The sequence below is a fragment of the Rhizobium sp. Root149 genome (assembly GCF_001427345.1).
GTDB lineage: Bacteria > Pseudomonadota > Alphaproteobacteria > Rhizobiales > Rhizobiaceae > Neorhizobium > Neorhizobium rhizoryzae.
This window is the reverse complement of sequence record NZ_LMGD01000023.1, coordinates 475,875-495,771: the sequence shown is the minus strand read 5'-3', so window position 1 is coordinate 495,771 and position 19,897 is coordinate 475,875. Positions and strand designations below refer to the sequence as shown.

Sequence of the window (19,897 nt, the reverse complement as noted above, 5' to 3'; positions counted from 1 at the left end):
TCTGGTGGTTGTTTTATTGTTTCACCGCGCCTGCGGTCAGGCCGCTGACGAGATAGCGTTGCAGGAAGAAGATCACGATCATGGCAGGCGCGATGCCAACGAAGCTCGCGGCCATCAACTCGTTCCAGATCACTTCCTGACGGCCGAAATAGGCGTAAAGCCCGACCGGAAGAGGCATGTATTCGCTCTTGGCGTTGAACGTCAGGGCGAAGATGAACTGCTGCGCATAGGAGCCGATGAAGGTGGTGATCGCGACGACCGTGATGCCGGGCATGGCAATCGGCAGGATTACACGGCGCAGCGTGTAGAAATGGCTCGCACCATCAACATAGGCGGCTTCATCCAACTCTTTGGGAATACGCATCATATAGGTTCGCAGAAGCCAGATCGCCGAGGGGATCAGAAAGGCAACGCCCGGAACGATCATGGCGAAATAGGTGTTCAGAACCCCGAGCGTGCGCATCAGGCGAAACAGTGGAATGAGAAGCACCGCGCCGGAGAACATATTGACGGCGAGGAAGGCGCCCAGAAGCGTGCCGCGCCCCTTGAACTCGAACCGTGCGAAGGCATAGGCCGCGGGCACGACCATGCAAAGCACGACCGCGGTAACGATTGTGGAGATGAAGAACGAGTTGAAGATGTAGCGGCCAAAGCCGGGCACGCTCTCCCACATGGTGACATAGGCGCGGAAGGAGCCGTTCTCCGGAATGAAGCGGTAAGGCGAGGAGAACAACTGGCTCAAGGGCTTCAACGAGACAAGGAACCCCTCGACGAAGGGAGCGAGCACGAAGGTGAGAAACACACCGATGCCGCAATAGATGCCAACGATCTCATACCAGCGATAGCGGTTGATAAGCTGAGGAGGCTCTCTCATTGCTTCTCTCCTGATGCGAGACGGCTGGTGACGCGGAAGTAGCAAAGGCAGAAGATCGACAGGAAGATGCAGATCAGAACCGCGCGTGCAGCGCCTTCGCCATATTTCTTGGAGCCGATTGCGGTCCGGTAGGTGTCGATGATCATGGTCGTCGTTTCGCCGTTCGGCCCACCCTGGGTCAGGATCCAGATGATGTCGAACGAGTTGAACGTGGCGATCAGGGACAGCATCGACATGGTAATCATCGATGGCACCAGGAGCGGCAGGGTGATGCGGCGGAAGCGGTAGAAACGTCCCGCGCCATCCGTCCATGCTGCTTCGTAAAGATCCTGCGGGATCGCCTGCATGGCGGCCAGCATATAGAGGGTGACCATCGGCACACCGATCCACACGTCGGTAATGATCGTTGCCCAGAAAGCTGTCGAACCCTGCGCCAGGAAGGCAATGGGGCCATCCGTCAAGCCGGCACGCTGCAGCATGCCGGAAATCATGCCGAACTGGCCGTTATACATCCAGCCCCACATGAAAATGCCGATTGCCATCGGCACGATCCAAGGCGGCATGGTCAAAACGCGAAACAGCGCGCGGCCGGGCACGGCAGCGTTCAGCATTGTTGCGCCGAAGGTGCCGATGATCATCTTGATCGCGACAGAGAAGAAGGTCCAGACGAAGGTGCGGATGATGACTTCAGCGAAACTCGCGTTGAATATCTTCTCATAATTCGCCCAGCCAACCCATTCGGTCGTCCGCTTTAGCGATGCATCCGTGAAGGACAGGATGAACGTGTCTACGAGCGGATAGGCGACGATGGTCAGGACGTAGAGCAGTGCCGGAGCGAGCAGCAGCCAGGCAAAGATGACGGCGCTTTTGCGGGCATCCATGGCGACCCCCATCACGCAGACTTTGCCTGGGCTGATCCTGAGCCATGCAGGCAAGCGTCATACTGACGCCATACGGGTGCAAGGTCCACGACCTTGCGTCCGTTGCGCGCTTCATCCATGGCCAGCGCAAGAATGCCCGCCTCGATCGCATCCAGAGCTGAAACGGGAAGCGGCGTGCCTTTGGTGATATGCGCGAACACATCGGCCGCCATCTGCTCATCCGCGCCGTAGTGATGGGAGGTCAGCGAGGGCGCCTGGTAGCGGTTCGCAACACGCTTCTCGCTCGAATGCGCGTCATGCACATCCATGAAGCCGCGAACGAAATCACCTTCGGCCATGCCCTTCGAGCCGATCACGCAGAAACGGCGGAATTCATCCGGCACGTTGAGATTCGTATGGAACGTCATCGAAGCGCCGTTCTCGTATTCGACGATCGCGGTCTGGTAATCGATGATATCGCCGTCGCTGTCGAAGACCTTGTCGGAACCCAGCCAGCCGCTCGGCTTGCGGTGATAGACATGCAAATCGTTGACGCCGGTGTTTTCTGGAGCATTCTCCGGCGTAAAGCTCTTGCGGCCGCCGAAGCTTGCCACGAAACGAGGCCGCGCGCCAACGACGCCGTTGTACAGATCGAGGTCATGGCAGCACTTTTCGAGCATGAAGCTGCCGGCGTAACGGCTGTAGCGTCGCCAGTCGCGCATGAAGAAGGCACCGTGATAGGGCGCAATGTGCTCGGACGCCTCGATGGACACAACATCGCCCAGCAGACCGTCCGCCTGCGCCTGCCTCAGATCCTTATAGAGCGGCGAGTATCGCAGAACGAGACCAACCAGCAGGCGGTCGTGGCCGTGCTTTTGCAGAAGCGCGGCCAAAGCATAGCTCTCTTCGATCGAAACGACGATCGGCTTTTCGGTAAAGACCGTAAGGCCTGCTTCGAGTCCGATGCGGATGTGTTCGAGGTGCAAATGGTTTGGAGAACCGATCATCAGGAGATCGAAAGTTTCGCTCTCAATCAATTGCTGCGGCGTTTCATAGGACCGACCAGGCGAAATACCAGCTTCGTTAAGACGTTCCATGCCGGCAGGCGCCGGATCCACATAGCCGACGATTTCGAAATCCGGGTCCATCTGCTTGAAAACCTGGCCAAGATATCCGAGGCGGAAGCCCAGCCCGATGATTGCGACCTTCATGATGGTCAATTCCCCACTGCGTAATTATTTTTCACAGATTGTTTTACGGAAGCGATTTCGTCAACCGAAAATCCGAGAAATATCGCTTCCATGAAATTCATTTTCAGAATTCACCTGTTGCGATGTTTCTTGAGGATCGCCCGCCCGGTTCTCCGACAACTGTTCCGCTCATCCAAGTTTTTGTTAACATTTAATACCAAAAACAGTCCAATCGTCTAGATGAATCTTTGCTGTTTAAGAAATTTTGCAGTTGATGTAGAAAAAATCATTTAAAAAGAGGGTGATAGGATCGCGACTCCAGTTTCTCTCTTTGCTGCAGATAGAACCAATTGCCTATTTGGAATTTGATTGGTATTGTCCACCCGATTTTCGTGGCGCATCTAACGCGGTCGCAGGCTCTCGCTCTTGCGCGCCGCACCAGGAGGGGTTTTTGAACGAGGTGGCTTTGCCTCTTGAGCAATTGCAGGCAGCAAGCGGCGGGCCGCTCTACGTCAAGCTCAAGAATATGATCGAACAGGCCATGAAGGATGGTCGTTTGAAGCATGGCGATGCCTTGCCGGCCGAGCGTGATATCGCGGATGCAGCGGCGATTTCACGTGTCACTGTGCGCAAGGCCATCGACGATCTCGTTGATCAGGGGCTTCTCGTGCGCAGACGTGGCTCTGGCACCTTCGTCAGCAAGCCGGTTCCTCGCATGCAGCAATCGCTGACGCGACTGACGTCATTCTCGGAAGACATGCGCAGGCGAGGCATGACAGCGGGTTCGCGCTGGCTGGATCGAGGTCTGTTTCATCCGACTCCGGAGGAGACCATGACGCTCGGACTAAGTGGTAACGCCCGTGTTGCGCGCCTGGTGCGCCTGCGTACGGCCAACGAGATGCCGATTGCTCTGGAGCGCACAAGTCTTCCGGACGATATTCTCCCGGATCCGGATGCCGTCGAAAACTCGCTATACCAGGCACTGTCCGGGCGCCGCATCCAGCCGGTTCGGGCAAACCAGCGTATTTCCGCGGTACTTCTGAAGGAAGAGGAGACGGAATTGCTGGGCGTACCTACCGGTTCGGCAGCACTCAGCGTTCAGCGTATAGCCTATCTTGATTCAGGTCGGGTGATGGAAGTCTCGACCGCCCTTTATCGCAGCGACGCTTACGATCTCGTCGCAGAACTTACGATCGGCGCCTGAAGGCGCGCAGGAATTGAAAGGCCAAACATGACATCGATTATGCGACAGGAGATCGATCAGATCCCGGCTGTAGCCGCACGGCTGCTGAGTGAACAGGCTGCTGTTCTGGCAGATGCTGGTAAAGCACTGAGGGTGCGCGATCCTGCGGTGGTTGTCACCATTGCCCGCGGTTCATCCGACCATGCAGCCCACTTTCTGAAATATGCGATCGAGTTGGAACTCGGTATCCCGGTTGCCTCCGTTGGCCCATCACTGGCCTCCATTTACCAGTCACCTTTGAAGCTGTCGCGTGGCGCCGCAATTGCCGTGTCACAGTCGGGCGCAAGTCCGGATATCGTGGCCTTGACGAAGACGGCGGTTGAAGGTGGCGCATTGACGATTGCCTTGGCCAATACGGTGCCATCCCCACTCAGCCAGGCGGCGACGGTCGCTGTCGATATCGCGGCGGGGCCGGAGCTTGCCGTGGCCGCGACGAAATCCTTCGTCAACTCCATCGTGGCCGGTCTTGCAATCATCGCCCACTGGAAGAACGATGCCGCACTTATCGACGCGGTGACGGCTCTTCCAGCGCATTTCGAGGCTGCGTTGAAACTGGATTGGAGCGCGATTCTCGATCCTCTCGCATCGGCTGAGTCCCTCTATATGCTGGGTCGCGGCCCCTCGCTTGCCATCGCCTCTGAAGCGGCGTTGAAATGCAAGGAAACGTGCGAATTGCATGCAGAAGCCTATTCGTCTGCGGAAGTTCTGCACGGACCGGTGTCGCTGGTCGCGCCTGCATTTCCTGTGATCGCTTTTGCCGCGCGCGACGCTGCCGAAGCATCGATTGCGGAAACGGCGTCCAAGCTGGTTGCCAAGAATGCGAAGACCTTCGTTACCACACGTCTTGCAAGCGGTGCGGAACAATTGCCTTTCGTAACCACGGGTAATCACCTGACGGATGCCTTGTGCCTCATTATACCGTATTACGGCATGGTTGAGCAGCTATCCCGCCAGCGCGGCTTCAACCCGGATAAGCCCGCGGCCCTTCAGAAGGTGACGGAAACCCGATGAAACAGTCGCTTGCCGTCGCCTGCCAGCGTATTTTCGATGGTGAAGCTCTCTTTCACGATCATGCCTTGCTGATCGAGGGCGGAACCGTGAATGACATCGTGCCGCAATCGGATGTGCCGGATGGCTTCGTTTTGCGTCAGGCGGGAGATCGCCTGCTGGCACCGGGATTTGTCGATCTTCAGGTCAATGGCGGCGGCGGCGTGCTTTTCAACAATCAACCGGACGTGGCCGGTATCGAGACCATCTGCAAGGCTCACGCCGCCTATGGCACAACCTCGGTCATGGTCACCCTGATCACCGACACGCCTGAAGTTCGCGATCAGGCTTTGACGGCTGGAAAGGCTGCGTTCGAACAGCAGGTGCCGGGTTATCTCGGCCTTCATCTTGAAGGGCCACATCTCTCACACGCCAGAAAGGGCACCCATGATCCGGCGCTGATCCGCCCCATGCAGCCGGATGATCTGTCCGTACTGGTCGAAGCCCGTGGCGCTTTCGGACAGGCGATCACAACCATTGCGCCCGAGAGCGTCACCAGCGACCAGGTCCGCTCATTGGTGCAGGCCGGCTACATCGTCAGCCTGGGCCACACAGATGCACAGGCGCATGCGATTGCCCCTTATGTCGAGGCCGGGGCGTCGATGGTTACCCATCTGTTCAACGCCATGAGCCAGATGGGAAATCGTGAGCCAGGACTTGTCGGTATCGCTCTGGACGATGGGCGTTTGTCCTGTGGCCTGATTGCCGACGGATTTCATGTCGACCCGGTCTCGATGCGGGTCGCTATTCGCGGCAAGGGCGGGCCGTCTCACATCTTTCTCGTCACCGATTCCATGTCGACCATCGGCACCGATGATGATGGATTTGAACTCAATGGGCGCCGGATCTATCGCAATGGTGGACGCCTGACACTGGCGGATGGCACGCTGGCAGGAGCGGATATCGATATGCTTTCCTGTGTCCGTTATACGCATCTCACGCTTGGCCTGCCGCTTGTTGAGGCATTGCGCATGGCGGCCCGTTATCCGGCAGAAGCCTTGGGGCTCATCAACAAGGGACAGCTGCGGCCGGGTTTTGACGCGGATTTTGTCATTCTGGATCGTGACCTGGGTTGGCACTCGACGTGGATCGACGGGTCTCTCGTCTCTGGCGGCGCGAATGCAATCGAAGTGGTGGCTCCATGATTGTCTGTTTCGATATCGGAGGGACGGCAATCAAGGGCGCGCTTGCCTTCTCTGCGGAGGATATTCGGCCCGTGCCAAGGCAGGCGACGCCCATCCATGATTTTGATGCCTTCGTAGCCGTTCTCAAGTCCGTCATCGCCCTCAGCGACGAACAGCCTGAGTGCGTTGCGCTCTCCATTGCGGGCATCATTGACCCGGAAACTGGGCGAGCAGTGGTTGCCAACGTGCCTTGTATTCACGGACGCCGCCTGGGACAGGATCTGGAAGCCGCACTCGGCTTGCCGGTTCTTGTTGCCAATGATGCGGATTGTTTCGTGCTGGCGGAAGCGGGCATTGGAGCCGGCAAGGGTCACCGCGTGGTTTTTGGCGTCATTCTCGGCACCGGCGTGGGTGGTGGGCTGGTTATTGATGGACAGCTGATCAACCGCGAAGGTGGCTTTGCTGGCGAATGGGGCCACGGACCTGTGGCGGCAACGGACGCAGGCAACCCTCCCGTTCATCTGCCCCGATTTGCCTGCGGTTGTGGGCTCAGCGGCTGTATCGATGCGATTTGCAGTGCGCGCGGCATGGAAAAACTGCACAGGCATCTGCATGATGAAGACCTGTCCAGCGAGAGCATTGTCGCGAATTGGCAAGCGCAGCAGGTGCGCGCCTCCCGCACGATCGATGTTTACCTCGATGTGCTGGCAGGGCCGCTGGCGCTTGTCGCCAATGTCACCGGCACGACAATCATCCCGGTAGGCGGCGGTCTGTCGAATTCGATCGCCTTGATCGAAGCTATTGATCGCGCCGTCCGCGCCCGCATCTTGCGAAAGTTTCAGCGTCCGCTTGTCGTTCCCGCACAATGTAAGATCGAACCGGGCCTGATTGGTGCAGCAATTCTTGGCTTGAATTCTGTCAGGGCGCTGGCAACATAGGCGTTACGGCCAATCGTGATATTCCAGACTGGCTGCGGCTGATTGCATGCGGTCGGCGGCCCTCGCTGCATCTCTGAAGGCTGATGGCGACTGGCCGCAACTGTTTTTAAAGAACCTGCTGAAATGCGCAGGATCCTTGAAGTTCAGCGTCGCGGAAATGCTTTGCACCGAGGCGTTTGATCGTTCCAGCCTGATGCGTGCCTCCTGAAACAGTCGTTCATGGATCAAGGCCAGCGGGGAGCGGCGGAGCTCACGTGTGCAGATCGCGTGCAGCCTGTCCGGCGATACACCCAATTGGCCAGCATAGAAACTGACTGGCCTCTGGTGACGGAACTCCTGTTCGACAAGATTTCGAAATCGCTGAAGCAATGCCACAACGCCGGTCTGCTGGATCCCGTTCAGGTCGCCGCCGACTTCGCGCCAGATGGTAACGACGATCAGTTGTAGAAGCGCAGAGATCATGAGCCACGATCCTCCCATCTCCCTGCCCAGTTCCTGCGAGAGTTCCTGGCAGCGACGCGACAGGTTTTCAGCGGCCTGTGTCGAGAGGGGAAGTTGCATCGACTTTTCGAGGCAGGCCCGACAGGCGAGCCCTTCCGGATCAGTCGGAAAAATGTCAACGGCCAGCGACGACGGAATTTTCAGAACGAAGGCGCGGCTTCCGGCGACCAGAGCCAGGCGCGCTCCACGGCCTGCAGAATATATCCAAAGAGCAGGCGCAACAATTTCCTCGTCTTCATCCAGCTCCTGTCTTCTGACGGAGCCGGTTTGAAGCAGCACTAAAGCCACCTGATCTGACCGGTCCTGGCGGTTCACAATCACGACGCGGTTGGAAAGTGCCGGCATCAGAACATCGACCGTGACCTGACCCATATCCATTTTTTCTCCCGGGAGATGCGTATTCGCCAGAAATATACAAGAACTGACCGGAAATTGGTATTCAGTCACCGAATATTCCCCGTAATGTGATGTGAGCCTTTGGGAGGAGGCGGCAATGGCCGAGTATCAGAGCACTGTCGGGGAGCCGCAAAACGCTGCTGAGGCGGTTCGTTTCGTCGCGCCGCTGCTGATTGGTGGCAAGTCGCCGCAGATATCTCCTGATGCCTGTTTCCTTCGCTCGGGTCCGTTATCTGCCGCCCCCGTCACTGCCGCGGCGTCTGCCACGCCTGACGATGTCGAAGCGGCGGCAGTTGCTGCGGCAAGAGCCTTCGGGGATTGGTCCCGGACCGCGTCATCACAACGACGCGACATTCTGCTGGCCGCAGCCGAGCGACTTGTGAGATCGACGGATCCGCTGGCGCAGGTCATGATGGCGGAGACAGGTGCCACCCGCCAGTGGTGCGAATTCAATGTCGAGCTTGCTACCAGAGTTCTTCATGAGGCTGCGGAACTGGCCGGAGAGGTTGATCCTGATCTTCAGCTTCTCTCCCGAGGCGCTGAGACGTCCTTCAGTATCCGGCAGCCGGCTGGCGTTTGCCTCGCGATGGCAGCGTGGAATGCCCCGATCCTGCTGGCAGTGCGTTCTTTTGCCTATGCGCTGGCATGGGGTAACACTGTTATCTTCAAAAGTTCAGAACTTTGCCCGGCGACGCAGCGCATGCTGGGCAGCATCATGCAGGACGCGGGTCTGCCGGATGGCGTTCTCAACATTCTGTCGAATTCACCTGACGAGGCAGCCCGCGTCGTGGAAAGCCTGATTGCGCATCCTGTCGTCCGCCGTATCAATTTCACGGGCTCCACACGCGTGGGGCGGACGATCGCGCAGATCGCGGCCAGATACTTGAAGCGCTGCCTGTTGGAACTGGGTGGCAAGGCTCCCTTGATCGTCCTTGCGGATGCGGACCTGGAAGAAGCTGCGAAGGCAGCAAGCTTTGGCGCCTTCTTTAACCAAGGACAGATCTGCATGTCGACCGAGCGGATCATTGTCGAGGATACGGTCGCGGATGAGCTTGTTGAACGTCTGACGGAGCGTGCAGAACGCTTGCGGGCTGGTGATCCCGTGATGGATCACATGGCATTGGGCTCTCTGATTTCAGCCGAAGCGGGGGTTCGATTGAACGCCCTTGTTGAAGATGCCCGCGCACGGGGAGCAAAGATCCGATGCGGCGGCTTGGCTTACGGCTCCCTGATGGACGCGACGGTAATTGACCACGTCGACAGTTCGATGCGGCTTTACCGAGAAGAAAGCTTCGGTCCGCTTGTCTCGATCATCCGCGTTGCAGACGCTGACGAGGCCGTAAGTGTCGCCAATGACTGCGAATACGGATTGTCGGGTTCCGTGTTCAGTCGCGACATCAAGCGCGCCATGCGGGTCGCAATGCAAGTGGAAACCGGAATTCTGCACATCAACTCGGCTACTGTTGCCGATGATCCTGCAATGCCTTTCGGCGGCATGCGCGGCTCCGGCTATGGCCGCATCGGCGGGAAAAGTGCCGTTGATGAATTCACGGAACTCCGCTGGATCACCGTCAATCAGACGCCGGCACACTATCCCCTTTGAGAAACAGTCATCGGGCGAAAGCCCAAACGCAGGAGGAAAGATCATGCACGCAATTCAACAGATTATCGGCGGCAAGAAGGTAGGAGCGATATCCGGGAAGAGTTTCGACCGTATTGACCCCTTCACCGGACAAGTAGCGAGCAGCGCTCCGGCATCCGGTCTGGATGATGTAAAGGCCGCCATCGCTGCCGCGCAGGCTGCTTTCCCGGCGTGGTCGCGCACGGGCCCGGGCGAGCGCCGCGCGCTTCTTCTGAAGGCTGCCGATATCATGGAGAGCAAGGCGCCCCGTTTCATTGAACTGATGATTACGGAAACTGGCGGCACTGCGGGCTGGGGCGGCTTCAACACCATGCTTGCGGCGGGGATCCTGCGGGAAGCTGCCAGCATGACCACACAGATCCAGGGCGAGGTCATTCCCTCCAACAAGCCCGGCACCATATCTATGGCCCTGCGTCAGGCTGCAGGCGTTTGCGTGGGCATCGCGCCCTGGAATGCGCCGGTCATTCTGGGAACCCGTGCCGTCGCCATGGCCATCGCCTGCGGCAACACTGTTATTCTGAAGGCCTCGGAAGCCTGCCCCGGCATGCATGTCTTGATCGGTGAGGTCTTGGTCGAAGCAGGTCTTCCTGATGGTGTTGTCAACGTCATTACCAACGCACCGGAAGATGCGGCTCAGGTCGTCGAGGCGTTGATTTCGGCACCGGAGGTCCGTCGCGTCAACTTCACGGGCTCGACCAAGGTTGGGCGGATTATTGGCGAGCTGTGCGGTCGTCATCTGAAACCAGCACTGCTGGAGCTTGGCGGCAAAGCGCCGATGATCGTTCTGGAAGACGCGGATATCGATGCAGCCGTCAACGCCGCCGTATTTGGCTGCTATATGAATATGGGCCAGATCTGCATGTCGACCGAGCGGCTGATCGTACATGAAAAGGTGGCGGATGAATTCGTCGCCAAGCTTTCCGCCCGCGCATCGCAGCTTCCAGCGGGTGATCCGCGCGGTCATGTTGTGCTGGGGTCGCTGGTCAACCCGGATGCTGCCAAAAAGATGCAAGCCTTCATCGATGACGCTGTCGAAAAGGGTGCAACACTCGCGGCAGGCGGCAAGATCGAGGGCAGCGTGGTTTCCGCAACACTGCTGGACCATGTGAAAGACGGCATGCGCTCCTTCGATGAAGAGAGCTTCGGCCCGGTGAAGCCCGTGATTCGCGTGAGCAGCGAAGAGGAAGCCATCCGTATCGCCAACGAAACGGAATACGGGCTCTCCTCGGCCATCTTCAGCCGCGACATCAAGCGGGCGATGGAACTGGCCTCTCGCCTGGAAGCGGGTATCTGCCATATCAACGGTCCAACGGTGGCAGACGAAGCCCAGATGCCATTCGGCGGCGTGAAAAGCTCCGGCTATGGGCGTTTCGGTGGCAAGGCTGCCATTGCCGAGTTCACAGACTTGCGCTGGGTGACCATTGAGGATCCGAACCAGCACTACCCATTCTAATCAAAAATCACACTAAATTACCGATCGGTGGAAAATCGCACCGATCGGTCTTTGGCGTACCGCTGAGGCGTTTCTCAGACTAGTCAGCGGTGCTGGTGACGTGTACGCCTATCTCTCGACCGGAATTTACGGTCGGTTAAAGTCTGCGCGGGGATTGATAGCAGACGCACTTATCCAGGCATGATTATGCCGGATACCTGGGAGCGGGATATAGAGATGAAAATCGGTTCTCCGAAAGAAATTTTTCCGGGCGAAGCCAGGGTCGCAATGACACCTGACAGCGCCCTTCAGCTTCAGAAGCTGGGATATGAATGCCTCATCGAGACGGGCGCGGGTAAAGCCGCCGGCTTTTCCGACGAAGCCTATACGAAGGCAGGGGTGACAGTATTGGAGAGCGCCGCCGCTCTCTATGGCTCGGCGGATTTCATTGCCAAGGTGCGTCCGCCGGAGCAATCCGAAGTGGAGCTTCTGGGGCCTGGCAAAACGCTGATCTCGTTCTTCTATCCCGCCCAGAACAAGGAGCTTCTCGAGGCTGCCAATGCCAAGGGCGCGAACGTCATTGCCATGGACATGGTGCCGCGCATTTCCCGCGCACAGAAGATGGATGCCCTGTCCTCCATGGCAAACATTGCCGGTTACCGCGCGGTGATCGAGGCCGGTAACAATTTCGGCCGCTTCTTCACTGGTCAGGTTACGGCGGCAGGCAAGATCCCGCCCGCCAAGGTGCTGGTGATCGGTGCGGGCGTTGCAGGTCTTGCTGCTGTTGGCACCTCAGTCTCGCTCGGCGCGATCACCTATGCCTTCGACGTTCGTCCGGAAGTGGCCGAGCAGATCGAATCCATGGGCGCAAATTTCGTCTTCCTCGATTTCGCCGGTCCTGCCCAGGATGGCGCCGCAACGGGCGGCTATGCCGCACCGTCCTCGCCAGAATTTCGCGAGGCGCAGCTCAAGAAGTTCCGCGAACTGGCGCCCGACATCGATATCGTCATTACGACCGCCCTTATTCCGGGTCGTGATGCGCCAAAGCTTTGGCTGGAGGACATGGTCGCGGCCATGAAGCCGGGCTCGGTGATCGTGGACCTAGCCGCAGAGCGCGGCGGCAACTGCGATCTGACTGTGGCTGACCAGAAGATCGTGTCTTCAAATGGCGTGACCGTCATCGGCTACACGGATTTCCCCAGCCGCATGGCAACGCAGGCTTCTACGCTGTATGCGACGAACATCCGCCACATGATGACGGATCTGACGCCCGCGAAGGATGGTGTGCCCGTCCACAACATGGACGATGACGTGATCCGCGGTGCAACGGTGACGAAGGAGGGTGCCATCACCTATCCGCCACCGCCGCCGAAGATCCAGGCGATTGCCGCGGCCAAGCCGAAGGAAAAGGTGAAAGAACTGACGCCTGAGGAAAAGCGTGCGGCGGAAGCTGCAGCTTTCAAGGCCCAGACCCGTAACCAGTTCACCCTGCTTGCCGTCAGCGGTGCGCTCATTTTGCTGGCCGGGCTCTATGCGCCTGCCAGCTTCATGAGCCACTTCATCGTTTTTGTGCTGTCCTGCTATGTCGGCTTCCAGGTCATCTGGAATGTGTCGCATTCCCTGCATACCCCGCTCATGGCGGTCACGAACGCGATTTCATCGATCATCATCCTGGGCGCACTGATGCAGATCGGTTCGGGCAGCATTCTGGTGATTATCCTGGCCGCACTCTCCGTCTTCATGGCGGGGATCAACATCTTCGGTGGCTTCATGGTCACCCGGCGCATGCTCGCCATGTTCCAGAAGTCTTGAGGGCAGGGGGAGCCACATGGAATACGGATTTACAACAGCCGCCTATGTCGTTGCGGCGGTTCTCTTCATTCAGTCCCTGGGCGGGTTATCCGGCCAGGAAAGCGCCAAGCGCGCGGTCTGGTATGGCATTGTCGGCATGGGGCTTGCCGTTCTGGCCACGCTTTATGGCCCAGGCGCTGGCAACTGGTTCCTGTCGCTGGTCATGATTGCCGCGGGCGGCGCCATTGGCTGGGTCGTGGCGCAACGCGTACAGATGACGGAAATGCCGCAGCTTGTCGCGGCCATGCACTCGCTGGTCGGTCTTGCGGCTGTGTTCATCGGCTTCAATGCGCATATCGAACTTGGCCGTGTTCTGGCCATGGACGAGACGGCGCGCCATTCGCTGGAAGGCTTTGCCGCAATTCTTGCCCATAAAACGCATGTCGAGCAGGTCATCCTGAAGGTCGAAGTCTTCCTCGGCGTGTTTATCGGTGCGGTCACTTTCACTGGTTCGGTCATCGCCTTCGGCAAGCTGGCGGGCAAAGTGGATGGCAAGGCGACCAAGCTTCCCGGCGGTCACCTGCTCAATGCAAGCGCTGCAATCCTGTCTGTCATCCTGCTGTTTCTCTATGTCGGCGGGGCGGGCATCTGGACACTGCTTCTGATGACGCTTCTGGCCTTTTTCATCGGCTATCATCTCATCATGGGAATTGGCGGCGCCGATATGCCGGTTGTCGTATCCATGCTCAACAGCTATTCCGGCTGGGCGGCAGCGGCCATCGGCTTCTCGCTTTCCAACGATCTGCTGATCGTTGTCGGCGCACTCGTCGGTTCGTCCGGTGCCATCCTCTCCTACATCATGTGCAAGGCCATGAACCGTTCGTTTGTATCGGTCATCCTTGGTGGTTTCGGCGGAACGACTGGCCCTGCCATGGAAATCAGCGGCGAGCAGATTGCCATTGATGCGGAAGGCGTGGCCAACGCGCTGAACGATGCCGATAGCGTCATCATTGTTCCGGGTTATGGCATGGCGGTTGCCCAAGCACAGGGTGCGGTTTCCGAATTGACCCGCAAGCTGCGTGCGGCAGGCAAGGAAGTACGCTTCGCAATCCATCCCGTTGCAGGCCGTCTGCCGGGGCATATGAACGTGCTGCTGGCTGAGGCGAAGGTGCCTTATGATATCGTGCTGGAAATGGACGAGATCAACGACGATTTCCCGAACACAGACGTCGTCATCGTCATTGGTTCGAACGACATCGTCAATCCTGCGGCCCAGGAAGACCCGAATTCGCCCATCGCCGGAATGCCTGTTCTGGAGGTGTGGAAAGCCAAGCAGGTCTTCGTGTCCAAGCGCGGTCAGGGCACCGGCTATTCCGGCATCGAGAACCCGCTGTTCTTCAAGGAGAACACCCGCATGTTCTACGGTGATGCGAAGAAGTCGGTGAACGAACTGCTGCCGATGATCAAATAAGATCCATCCACCATGCGCAAATTGGGAGGCGGAGCTGGCAATAGCTCCGCCTCTTTCGCTTGACTTGTCATAAATCTTCGCTTTCCATCTAGATGAAACAAAGGAAAGCGAAGCGAAAATGCTGCTCACCCCCCGACAGGAAGAGATCATAGCATTGGCTAGAACGGCAGGCCGTGTTTCCGTGGAGGATCTCGCAGCGCGTTTCTCGGTCACGCCTCAAACCATTCGCAAGGATTTGAACGATCTGTGCGATGCTCGCGCGCTCACACGGGTCCACGGCGGCGCCATTTTTCCGAGCGGCAACGAAAACGTCGAATACGAAGCCCGAAGGGCAATCGCATCAGGAGCAAAGCAGGATATCGGACGCGCTGCCGCCGCCCTCATTCCGGACAATTCGTCCCTGTTCATCAATATCGGCACTACCACCGAGGCTGTGGGCGAGGCGCTCACCGAACGCAACGGCCTCATGGTCATTACGAATAACATCAATGTCGCCAATCGCTTGCGGATTTTTCCGCAGATCGAGGTAGTCATTGCAGGCGGCGTCGTTCGCGGCTCTGACGGAGGCATTGTGGGCGAGGCCGCGGTTGACTTCATTCGCCAATTCAAGGTGGATTTCGCTGTCATCGGCGTGTCTGCAATCGATGAAGATGGCGCACTTCTTGATTTCGATTTTCGCGAAGTGAAAGTTGCTCAGGCCATCATTGCCAATGCACGTCATGTGATCCTGGTATCAGATGCAACGAAGTTCGAGCGGACAGCGCCGGTGCGTATAGGGCATCTTTCGCAGGTTCACACGTTCATAACGGATCAATGCCCGTTGGAGAGAATCCGTACAATCTGCCTGGAAAGCGACGTTCGGCTCATTGAAACCACAGGATAAGGAACTTTCGGAACTAGTTCGCTTAATCTTCGTTTGACATTCGTTTTGGATGCGATTTTAATATTGATGTTTTCGCATGTGCGAACACAAATCTTGGAGACGGGTTGTGAGCGAAGTTCTGGATCTTTTCGTCATCGGTGGCGGCATTAACGGCTGCGGCATCGCACGCGACGCGGCCGGACGCGGCTATTCCGTTGGACTTGCCGAGATGAATGACTTCGCGTCCGGCACTTCCTCTGGCGCAACCAAGCTCATTCACGGCGGTCTGCGTTACCTCGAACATTATGAATTTCGTCTCGTGCGCGAAGCTCTGATGGAGCGGGAAGTCTTGTGGGCCATGGCGCCGCACGTCATCTGGCCCTTGCGTTTCGTGCTGCCCTATCAGAAGGGCGGCGTGCGTCCGGCCTGGCTCATCCGGCTCGGTCTTTTCCTGTATGATCACCTTGGTGGTCGAAAGCTCCTGCCTGCAACGAAGACGCTGGACCTGAAGAAGGATGAGGCTGGCAAGGCGCTGAAGCCGATTTTTGGACGCGCTTTCGAGTATTCCGATGGCTGGGTCGATGATGCCCGCATGGTGGTGCTGAACGCCCGCGACGCCGCCAATCGTGGCGCCCGCATCTTCAACCGTGCGAAGGTGGTTTCGGCGCGCCGCGACGGCGGCATCTGGAATGTTGCGCTGCGACATGCCGAAACCGGCGAGACCTCATCCATCCAGGCGCGCATGTTGGTCAACGCTGCGGGGCCATGGGTCGATCAGGTTCTGAACGGTGTGATGGGCAAAAACAATGCGCACAATGTTCGCCTTGTGCAGGGTTCCCACATCATCGTTCGCAAGAAATTCAACCATCCTCGTGCCTACTTCTTCCAGAATCCGGATAACCGCATCTTCTTCGCGATCCCTTACGAGGGCGAGTTCACGCTGATCGGCACGACAGATCGCGACTACAAGGAAGATCCGAAGGACGTTCGTATCAGTGCGGAAGAAATAACGTATCTTTGCAATGCGGCCAGCGAGTATTTTGCCGAGCCGGTCCGCCCATCGGATATTGTCTGGAGCTATTCTGCTGTTCGCCCGCTGTTCGACGATGGCGCATCGAAGGCGCAGGAGGCAACACGCGATTACGTGCTGAAAATCGAGGGCGAAGGTACAGATGCTCCGCTGCTTAACGTCTTCGGCGGCAAGCTAACGACCTATCGACGTCTGGCCGAACATGCACTGGAAAAGATCGGTGAGAAGATCGGACTGAAGGGGCCAGCCTGGACCGCGGGCAGCAGGCTTCCCGGCGCTGATTTTCCGGTCGATGGATACGAAGCGCAGGTTCGGCAGCTTCGCTCCCGCTTTCCGTTCCTGGAGAAGATCCATGCGGAACGTCTGGTTCGATGCTACGGCACCGATGCAGGCAATATTGTTGGTCTTGCCGGTGTGCCGGCTGATCTTGGCCGCCATTTCGGCGGTTCGCTCTATGAATGCGAAGTACGTTGGCTCATCGAAAAGGAATGGGCGCGAACCGCGGAAGACGTTCTGTGGCGGCGCACGAAGCAGGGCCTTTTCCTGACGCCGGAACAGGTTGCCGACCTTGAGGCCTACATGATCGAAAAATGCGGCAGACTTCAATAATACCGCCATCCTCGTATTGGGTGGCTTGCATATCAATCAGCATGCTTGAGTCCTTCATGATTGGTCGCTAAACCGATCCTCAAACGGGAGACGATCATGAAGGCCATGTATTTCGAAAAGTTCGGGCAAACACCGGAAATCCGTAATGTGCCGGATCCGGAGCCGACATTTGGAGGCGTGGTCTTGCAGGTCGCGGCAACCGGTCTGTGCCGTAGCGACTGGCACGGCTGGAAGGGGCATGACTCCGATATTAACCTGCCGCATGTTCCGGGCCACGAGCTGGCGGGTAAGGTCGTGGCGACCGGCAAGGGCGTCATGCGCTTCAAGGTGGGTGACCGGGTGACAGTGCCATTCGTCTCAGGTTGCGGCCATTGCTCCGAATGTCACTCCGGCAATCAGCAGGTTTGCCCAAGCCAGTTCCAGCCCGGTTTTACGCATTGGGGCTCCTTCGCTGAGCTCGTCGGCATCGACTACGCCGATACCAATCTCGTACACCTGCCTGAAGAAGTCGATGATGCAACGGCGGCGAGCCTCGGCTGCCGCTTTGCCACGTCGTTTCGTGCCGTTGTCGATCAGGCCCGCACCGGCCCCGGGGACTGGGTCGCCGTCCACGGCTGCGGCGGTGTTGGATTGTCTGCCATCATGATAGCAGCGGCTCTGGGTGCCAACCCGATCGCTATCGATCTCTCGGAAGAAAAGCTGGAAGCAGCGCGCCAGTGCGGCGCTGTTGCCTGCATCAATGCCGCAAATGTACCGGATGTTGTCGAAGCGGTGCGTGAGATCACCAAGGGTGGCGCACATGTGTCCATCGACGCCTTGGGCCATCCAACCACCTGCTTCAATTCCATCAAGAACCTCCGCCGTCGAGGCCGCCACGTTCAGGTTGGTCTCATGGTGGATGATTATGCAACTCCGAAGATCCCCATGGCGCAGGTTATCGGCCACGAGCTGGAGATCTACGGCAGCCATGGCATGCAGGCATGGCGCTACGATGCGATGATGGCCATGATCCTGTCGGGCAAGGTCAAGCCGCAGCAGATGATTTCGAGACGGATCAGCCTCGAAGAGGCCATTCCGGAACTGATCACGCTCGATCAGGCCAAGGGCACCGGTATCAGTGTCATTACGCGGTTTTGACTGATCTCAGGTTCAACCGCTGAATTAGTTTGAGAAATGCGTCGACAGCCGCCTCCAGATCGCGGCTGTTGTCGATATCGTGAACCGGCAGATGACAGGGGACGCAGAGATCTGAGCCTCGTTTCAAGCGCTGTGCAATCTGCTCGGCATCCTCTCGTCCGCGAGATGCGAGCCGTTGAGCGATCACATCCGGGTCGGCTGTGATGTTGACCACGATTGTATTGGTAAAGCATCCGGCAAATAGAGGCAGGGCGGCGCGAGAACCGTTGACGATAACCGTCTGACCCGCATTGTAGGCTTCCGCGGCGGAGCGCAGAATTCCGTAGGACAGGCCGTGTGCTTGCCAATGGACGGCAAATGCGTCTGCGGCTGAGAGCCTTTCGAACTCGGAAACGGTTACGGCCTCATGGTCTTCACCGCCCGCATCCGCCGGTCTTGTGATCACGCGTCGTACGAAATGAACGCGTGCGTCCGCATGCAAGCGGTCTCGAAGAGCATTGATCAGGCTATCCTTGCCAACGCCACTTGGACCAACGACTGCCAGCAAAGCGCCGTCCGTGTTCGCGCCACTCGAAACCATCAGGCTACCCGCTTTCCTTCACGCCATACAGACCGCACCACCGGTACGCCTTCGTGTCTGCGAACCCGCACGAGGTCTGAACGCAACCCTTCGGCAATTCGACCGCGATCATCAAGCCCAACCGTGCGTGCTGGCGTAGATGTTACCATGGCAAGCGCCTGCGGCAGAGAAATCGTTTCAATTTCATCGGCCAGAATGAACGGGGCGTGAAGCAGGCTGAGCGGTACGTAATCGGAAGACAGAACGTCCAGTACGCCAAGATGCGCCAATTCCTTGGCTGCAATATTGCCGGAATGGGATTTGCCGCGCACGATGTTCGGTGCCCCCATCAACACGCTCATGCCAGCCTTGTGCGATGCTTCGGCTGCCTCAAGGCTGGTCGGAAACTCCGCAAGGCGTACGCCGTGTTCAATTGCCTCGTCCACATGGTCCAGCGTCGTGTCGTCGTGGCTCGCAATGGTTATGCCGCGTTCACGGCACTGTTCGACGAGTGCCAGGCGATGCGGCGCTGCGTAACGCTCTGACAGAGCAACCCGTCGCGCCACAAACTCCGCAAACTCCGCATCGGTCAGACCGCGCTTTGATTTGTAATAGAGGATGTATTGATCCATTGACTGGAACTGGCGCTGTCCGGGCGCGTGATCCATCAGCGAGACGAGGCGCACGAAATCGTCTTCTGCAAAATCTGCGAAGTGCTCCAGAACATTGTTGGAGGATACCTCGCAACGCAGGTGAAACAGATGGTCGGCGCGCAGGCGCTCATCTTTCTGGGCCTGCTGAATGGCTGTTGCGAGCTCGCGCATTTCGCCCTGCTCGAAGCCGCCGTCTTCATCGGAGCCCATGCGCAGGCAGTCGAACACGGTCGTAATTCCGGATGTCACCACCTGCGCATCATGCGCCTGAATGGCTGACGTCGTATGCCAGCGAACGCCGGGACGGGGCGAATAATGCGTTTCAAGATGGTCCGTGTGCAGCTCCACTAGGCCGGGGATCAGATAGTCACCTTCCAGATCTTCCCCGATCTGGCTTGGCTGGTCGTCGATTTCAAGGATTTTCCCATCCCGGACGCGAAGAGAGCCGTTCAGGACGCGATCTTCGAGAACGATACGGGCGTTGGTGAAAACGGTTTCAGACATGAATTTGACCTTGCATGGGCTGCTTGCGCAGGGT

At 58.1% G+C, this 19,897-nt stretch carries 17 protein-coding genes; 11 read left to right on the top strand and 6 right to left on the bottom strand.

The genetic code is table 11. From position 1 onward, the window contains the following. Positions 1-13 precede the first annotated feature (13 nt). Genes ASD54_RS22125 through ASD54_RS22115 form a run of 3 tightly spaced genes read right to left on the bottom strand, consistent with a single transcriptional unit; the run spans position 14 to position 2,945 of the window. On the bottom strand, positions 14-874 hold the full coding sequence (locus ASD54_RS22125; protein WP_062556717.1) for a carbohydrate ABC transporter permease: 861 nt from the start codon (positions 872-874) through the stop codon (positions 14-16). Beyond that, positions 871-1,755, bottom strand: coding sequence for a sugar ABC transporter permease (locus ASD54_RS22120; RefSeq protein ID WP_062556917.1), 885 nt, complete (start codon positions 1,753-1,755; stop codon positions 871-873). Before ASD54_RS22120 ends, ASD54_RS22125 begins: the two co-directional genes overlap by 4 nt. An 11-nt stretch (positions 1,756-1,766) precedes the next feature. Beyond that, positions 1,767-2,945 (bottom strand): Gfo/Idh/MocA family oxidoreductase, encoded by a 1,179-nt coding sequence (locus ASD54_RS22115; protein ID WP_062556716.1) that lies wholly within the window; start codon positions 2,943-2,945, stop codon positions 1,767-1,769. A gap of 430 nt (positions 2,946-3,375) precedes the next feature. Here ASD54_RS22115 and ASD54_RS22110 point away from each other — a divergent pair, with 430 nt between their 5' ends. From ASD54_RS22110 to ASD54_RS22095, 4 genes are read left to right on the top strand one after another with little or no spacing between them, the layout of a single operon-like run. Continuing rightward, positions 3,376-4,128 (top strand): GntR family transcriptional regulator, encoded by a 753-nt coding sequence (locus ASD54_RS22110; RefSeq protein WP_062556715.1) that lies wholly within the window; start codon positions 3,376-3,378, stop codon positions 4,126-4,128. Between the two features lie 27 nt (positions 4,129-4,155). Beyond that, entirely contained in the window at positions 4,156-5,178 is a 1,023-nt protein-coding gene (locus ASD54_RS22105) for an SIS domain-containing protein (RefSeq protein WP_062556714.1), read from the top strand. Next, the gene (gene nagA, locus ASD54_RS22100) at positions 5,175-6,359 is read left to right on the top strand and encodes an N-acetylglucosamine-6-phosphate deacetylase (RefSeq protein WP_062556713.1); all 1,185 of its coding nucleotides are present in this window, start codon (positions 5,175-5,177) and stop codon (positions 6,357-6,359) included. The genes ASD54_RS22105 and nagA overlap by 4 nt, the downstream gene beginning before the upstream one ends. Next, positions 6,356-7,276 (top strand): ROK family protein, encoded by a 921-nt coding sequence (locus ASD54_RS22095; RefSeq protein WP_062556712.1) that lies wholly within the window; start codon positions 6,356-6,358, stop codon positions 7,274-7,276. The genes nagA and ASD54_RS22095 overlap by 4 nt, the downstream gene beginning before the upstream one ends. Positions 7,277-7,279: 3 nt before the next feature. Here ASD54_RS22095 and ASD54_RS22090 read toward each other — a convergent pair whose 3' ends face one another. Continuing rightward, a complete protein-coding gene (locus ASD54_RS22090) occupies positions 7,280-8,155 on the bottom strand; it encodes a helix-turn-helix domain-containing protein (protein WP_062556711.1) in 876 nt (291 codons plus the stop codon). 115 nt (positions 8,156-8,270) lie between these two features. Here ASD54_RS22090 and ASD54_RS22085 point away from each other — a divergent pair, with 115 nt between their 5' ends. The 7 genes from ASD54_RS22085 (at position 8,271) to ASD54_RS22055 (ending at position 18,147) form a co-directional block, all read left to right on the top strand. Next, positions 8,271-9,776, top strand: a complete 1,506-nt coding sequence (locus ASD54_RS22085; RefSeq protein WP_062556710.1) for an aldehyde dehydrogenase — start codon at positions 8,271-8,273, stop codon at positions 9,774-9,776. A gap of 43 nt (positions 9,777-9,819) precedes the next feature. Continuing rightward, positions 9,820-11,268, top strand: coding sequence for an aldehyde dehydrogenase (locus tag ASD54_RS22080; protein WP_062556709.1), 1,449 nt, complete (start codon positions 9,820-9,822; stop codon positions 11,266-11,268). A 216-nt stretch (positions 11,269-11,484) separates the two neighbouring features. Continuing rightward, positions 11,485-13,059, top strand: coding sequence for a Re/Si-specific NAD(P)(+) transhydrogenase subunit alpha (locus tag ASD54_RS22075; RefSeq protein ID WP_062556708.1), 1,575 nt, complete (start codon positions 11,485-11,487; stop codon positions 13,057-13,059). Positions 13,060-13,075: 16 nt separating this feature from the next. Beyond that, complete coding sequence (locus ASD54_RS22070) at positions 13,076-14,509, top strand: NAD(P)(+) transhydrogenase (Re/Si-specific) subunit beta (protein ID WP_062556707.1); 1,434 nt, start codon at positions 13,076-13,078, stop codon at positions 14,507-14,509. A gap of 118 nt (positions 14,510-14,627) precedes the next feature. Beyond that, positions 14,628-15,392 (top strand): DeoR/GlpR family DNA-binding transcription regulator, encoded by a 765-nt coding sequence (locus tag ASD54_RS22065; RefSeq protein WP_062556706.1) that lies wholly within the window; start codon positions 14,628-14,630, stop codon positions 15,390-15,392. Positions 15,393-15,468: 76 nt separating this feature from the next. After that, a complete protein-coding gene (gene glpD / locus ASD54_RS22060; RefSeq protein ID WP_200958479.1) occupies positions 15,469-17,010 on the top strand; it encodes a glycerol-3-phosphate dehydrogenase in 1,542 nt (513 codons plus the stop codon). Between the two features lie 96 nt (positions 17,011-17,106). Further along, complete coding sequence (locus tag ASD54_RS22055) at positions 17,107-18,147, top strand: zinc-dependent alcohol dehydrogenase family protein (RefSeq protein ID WP_062556704.1); 1,041 nt, start codon at positions 17,107-17,109, stop codon at positions 18,145-18,147. Here ASD54_RS22055 and phnN read toward each other — a convergent pair. Together phnN and ASD54_RS22045 are read right to left on the bottom strand one after the other, a co-directional pair. Next, a complete protein-coding gene (gene phnN, locus ASD54_RS22050; protein WP_062556703.1) occupies positions 18,134-18,727 on the bottom strand; it encodes a phosphonate metabolism protein/1,5-bisphosphokinase (PRPP-forming) PhnN in 594 nt (197 codons plus the stop codon). The genes ASD54_RS22055 and phnN overlap by 14 nt on opposite strands. Continuing rightward, positions 18,727-19,863 carry an alpha-D-ribose 1-methylphosphonate 5-triphosphate diphosphatase gene (locus ASD54_RS22045; RefSeq protein WP_062556702.1) on the bottom strand — a complete coding sequence of 379 codons (1,137 nt, stop codon included), beginning with the start codon at positions 19,861-19,863 and terminating at the stop codon, positions 18,727-18,729. Before ASD54_RS22045 ends, phnN begins: the two co-directional genes overlap by 1 nt. Between the last annotated feature and the right edge of the window lie 34 nt (positions 19,864-19,897).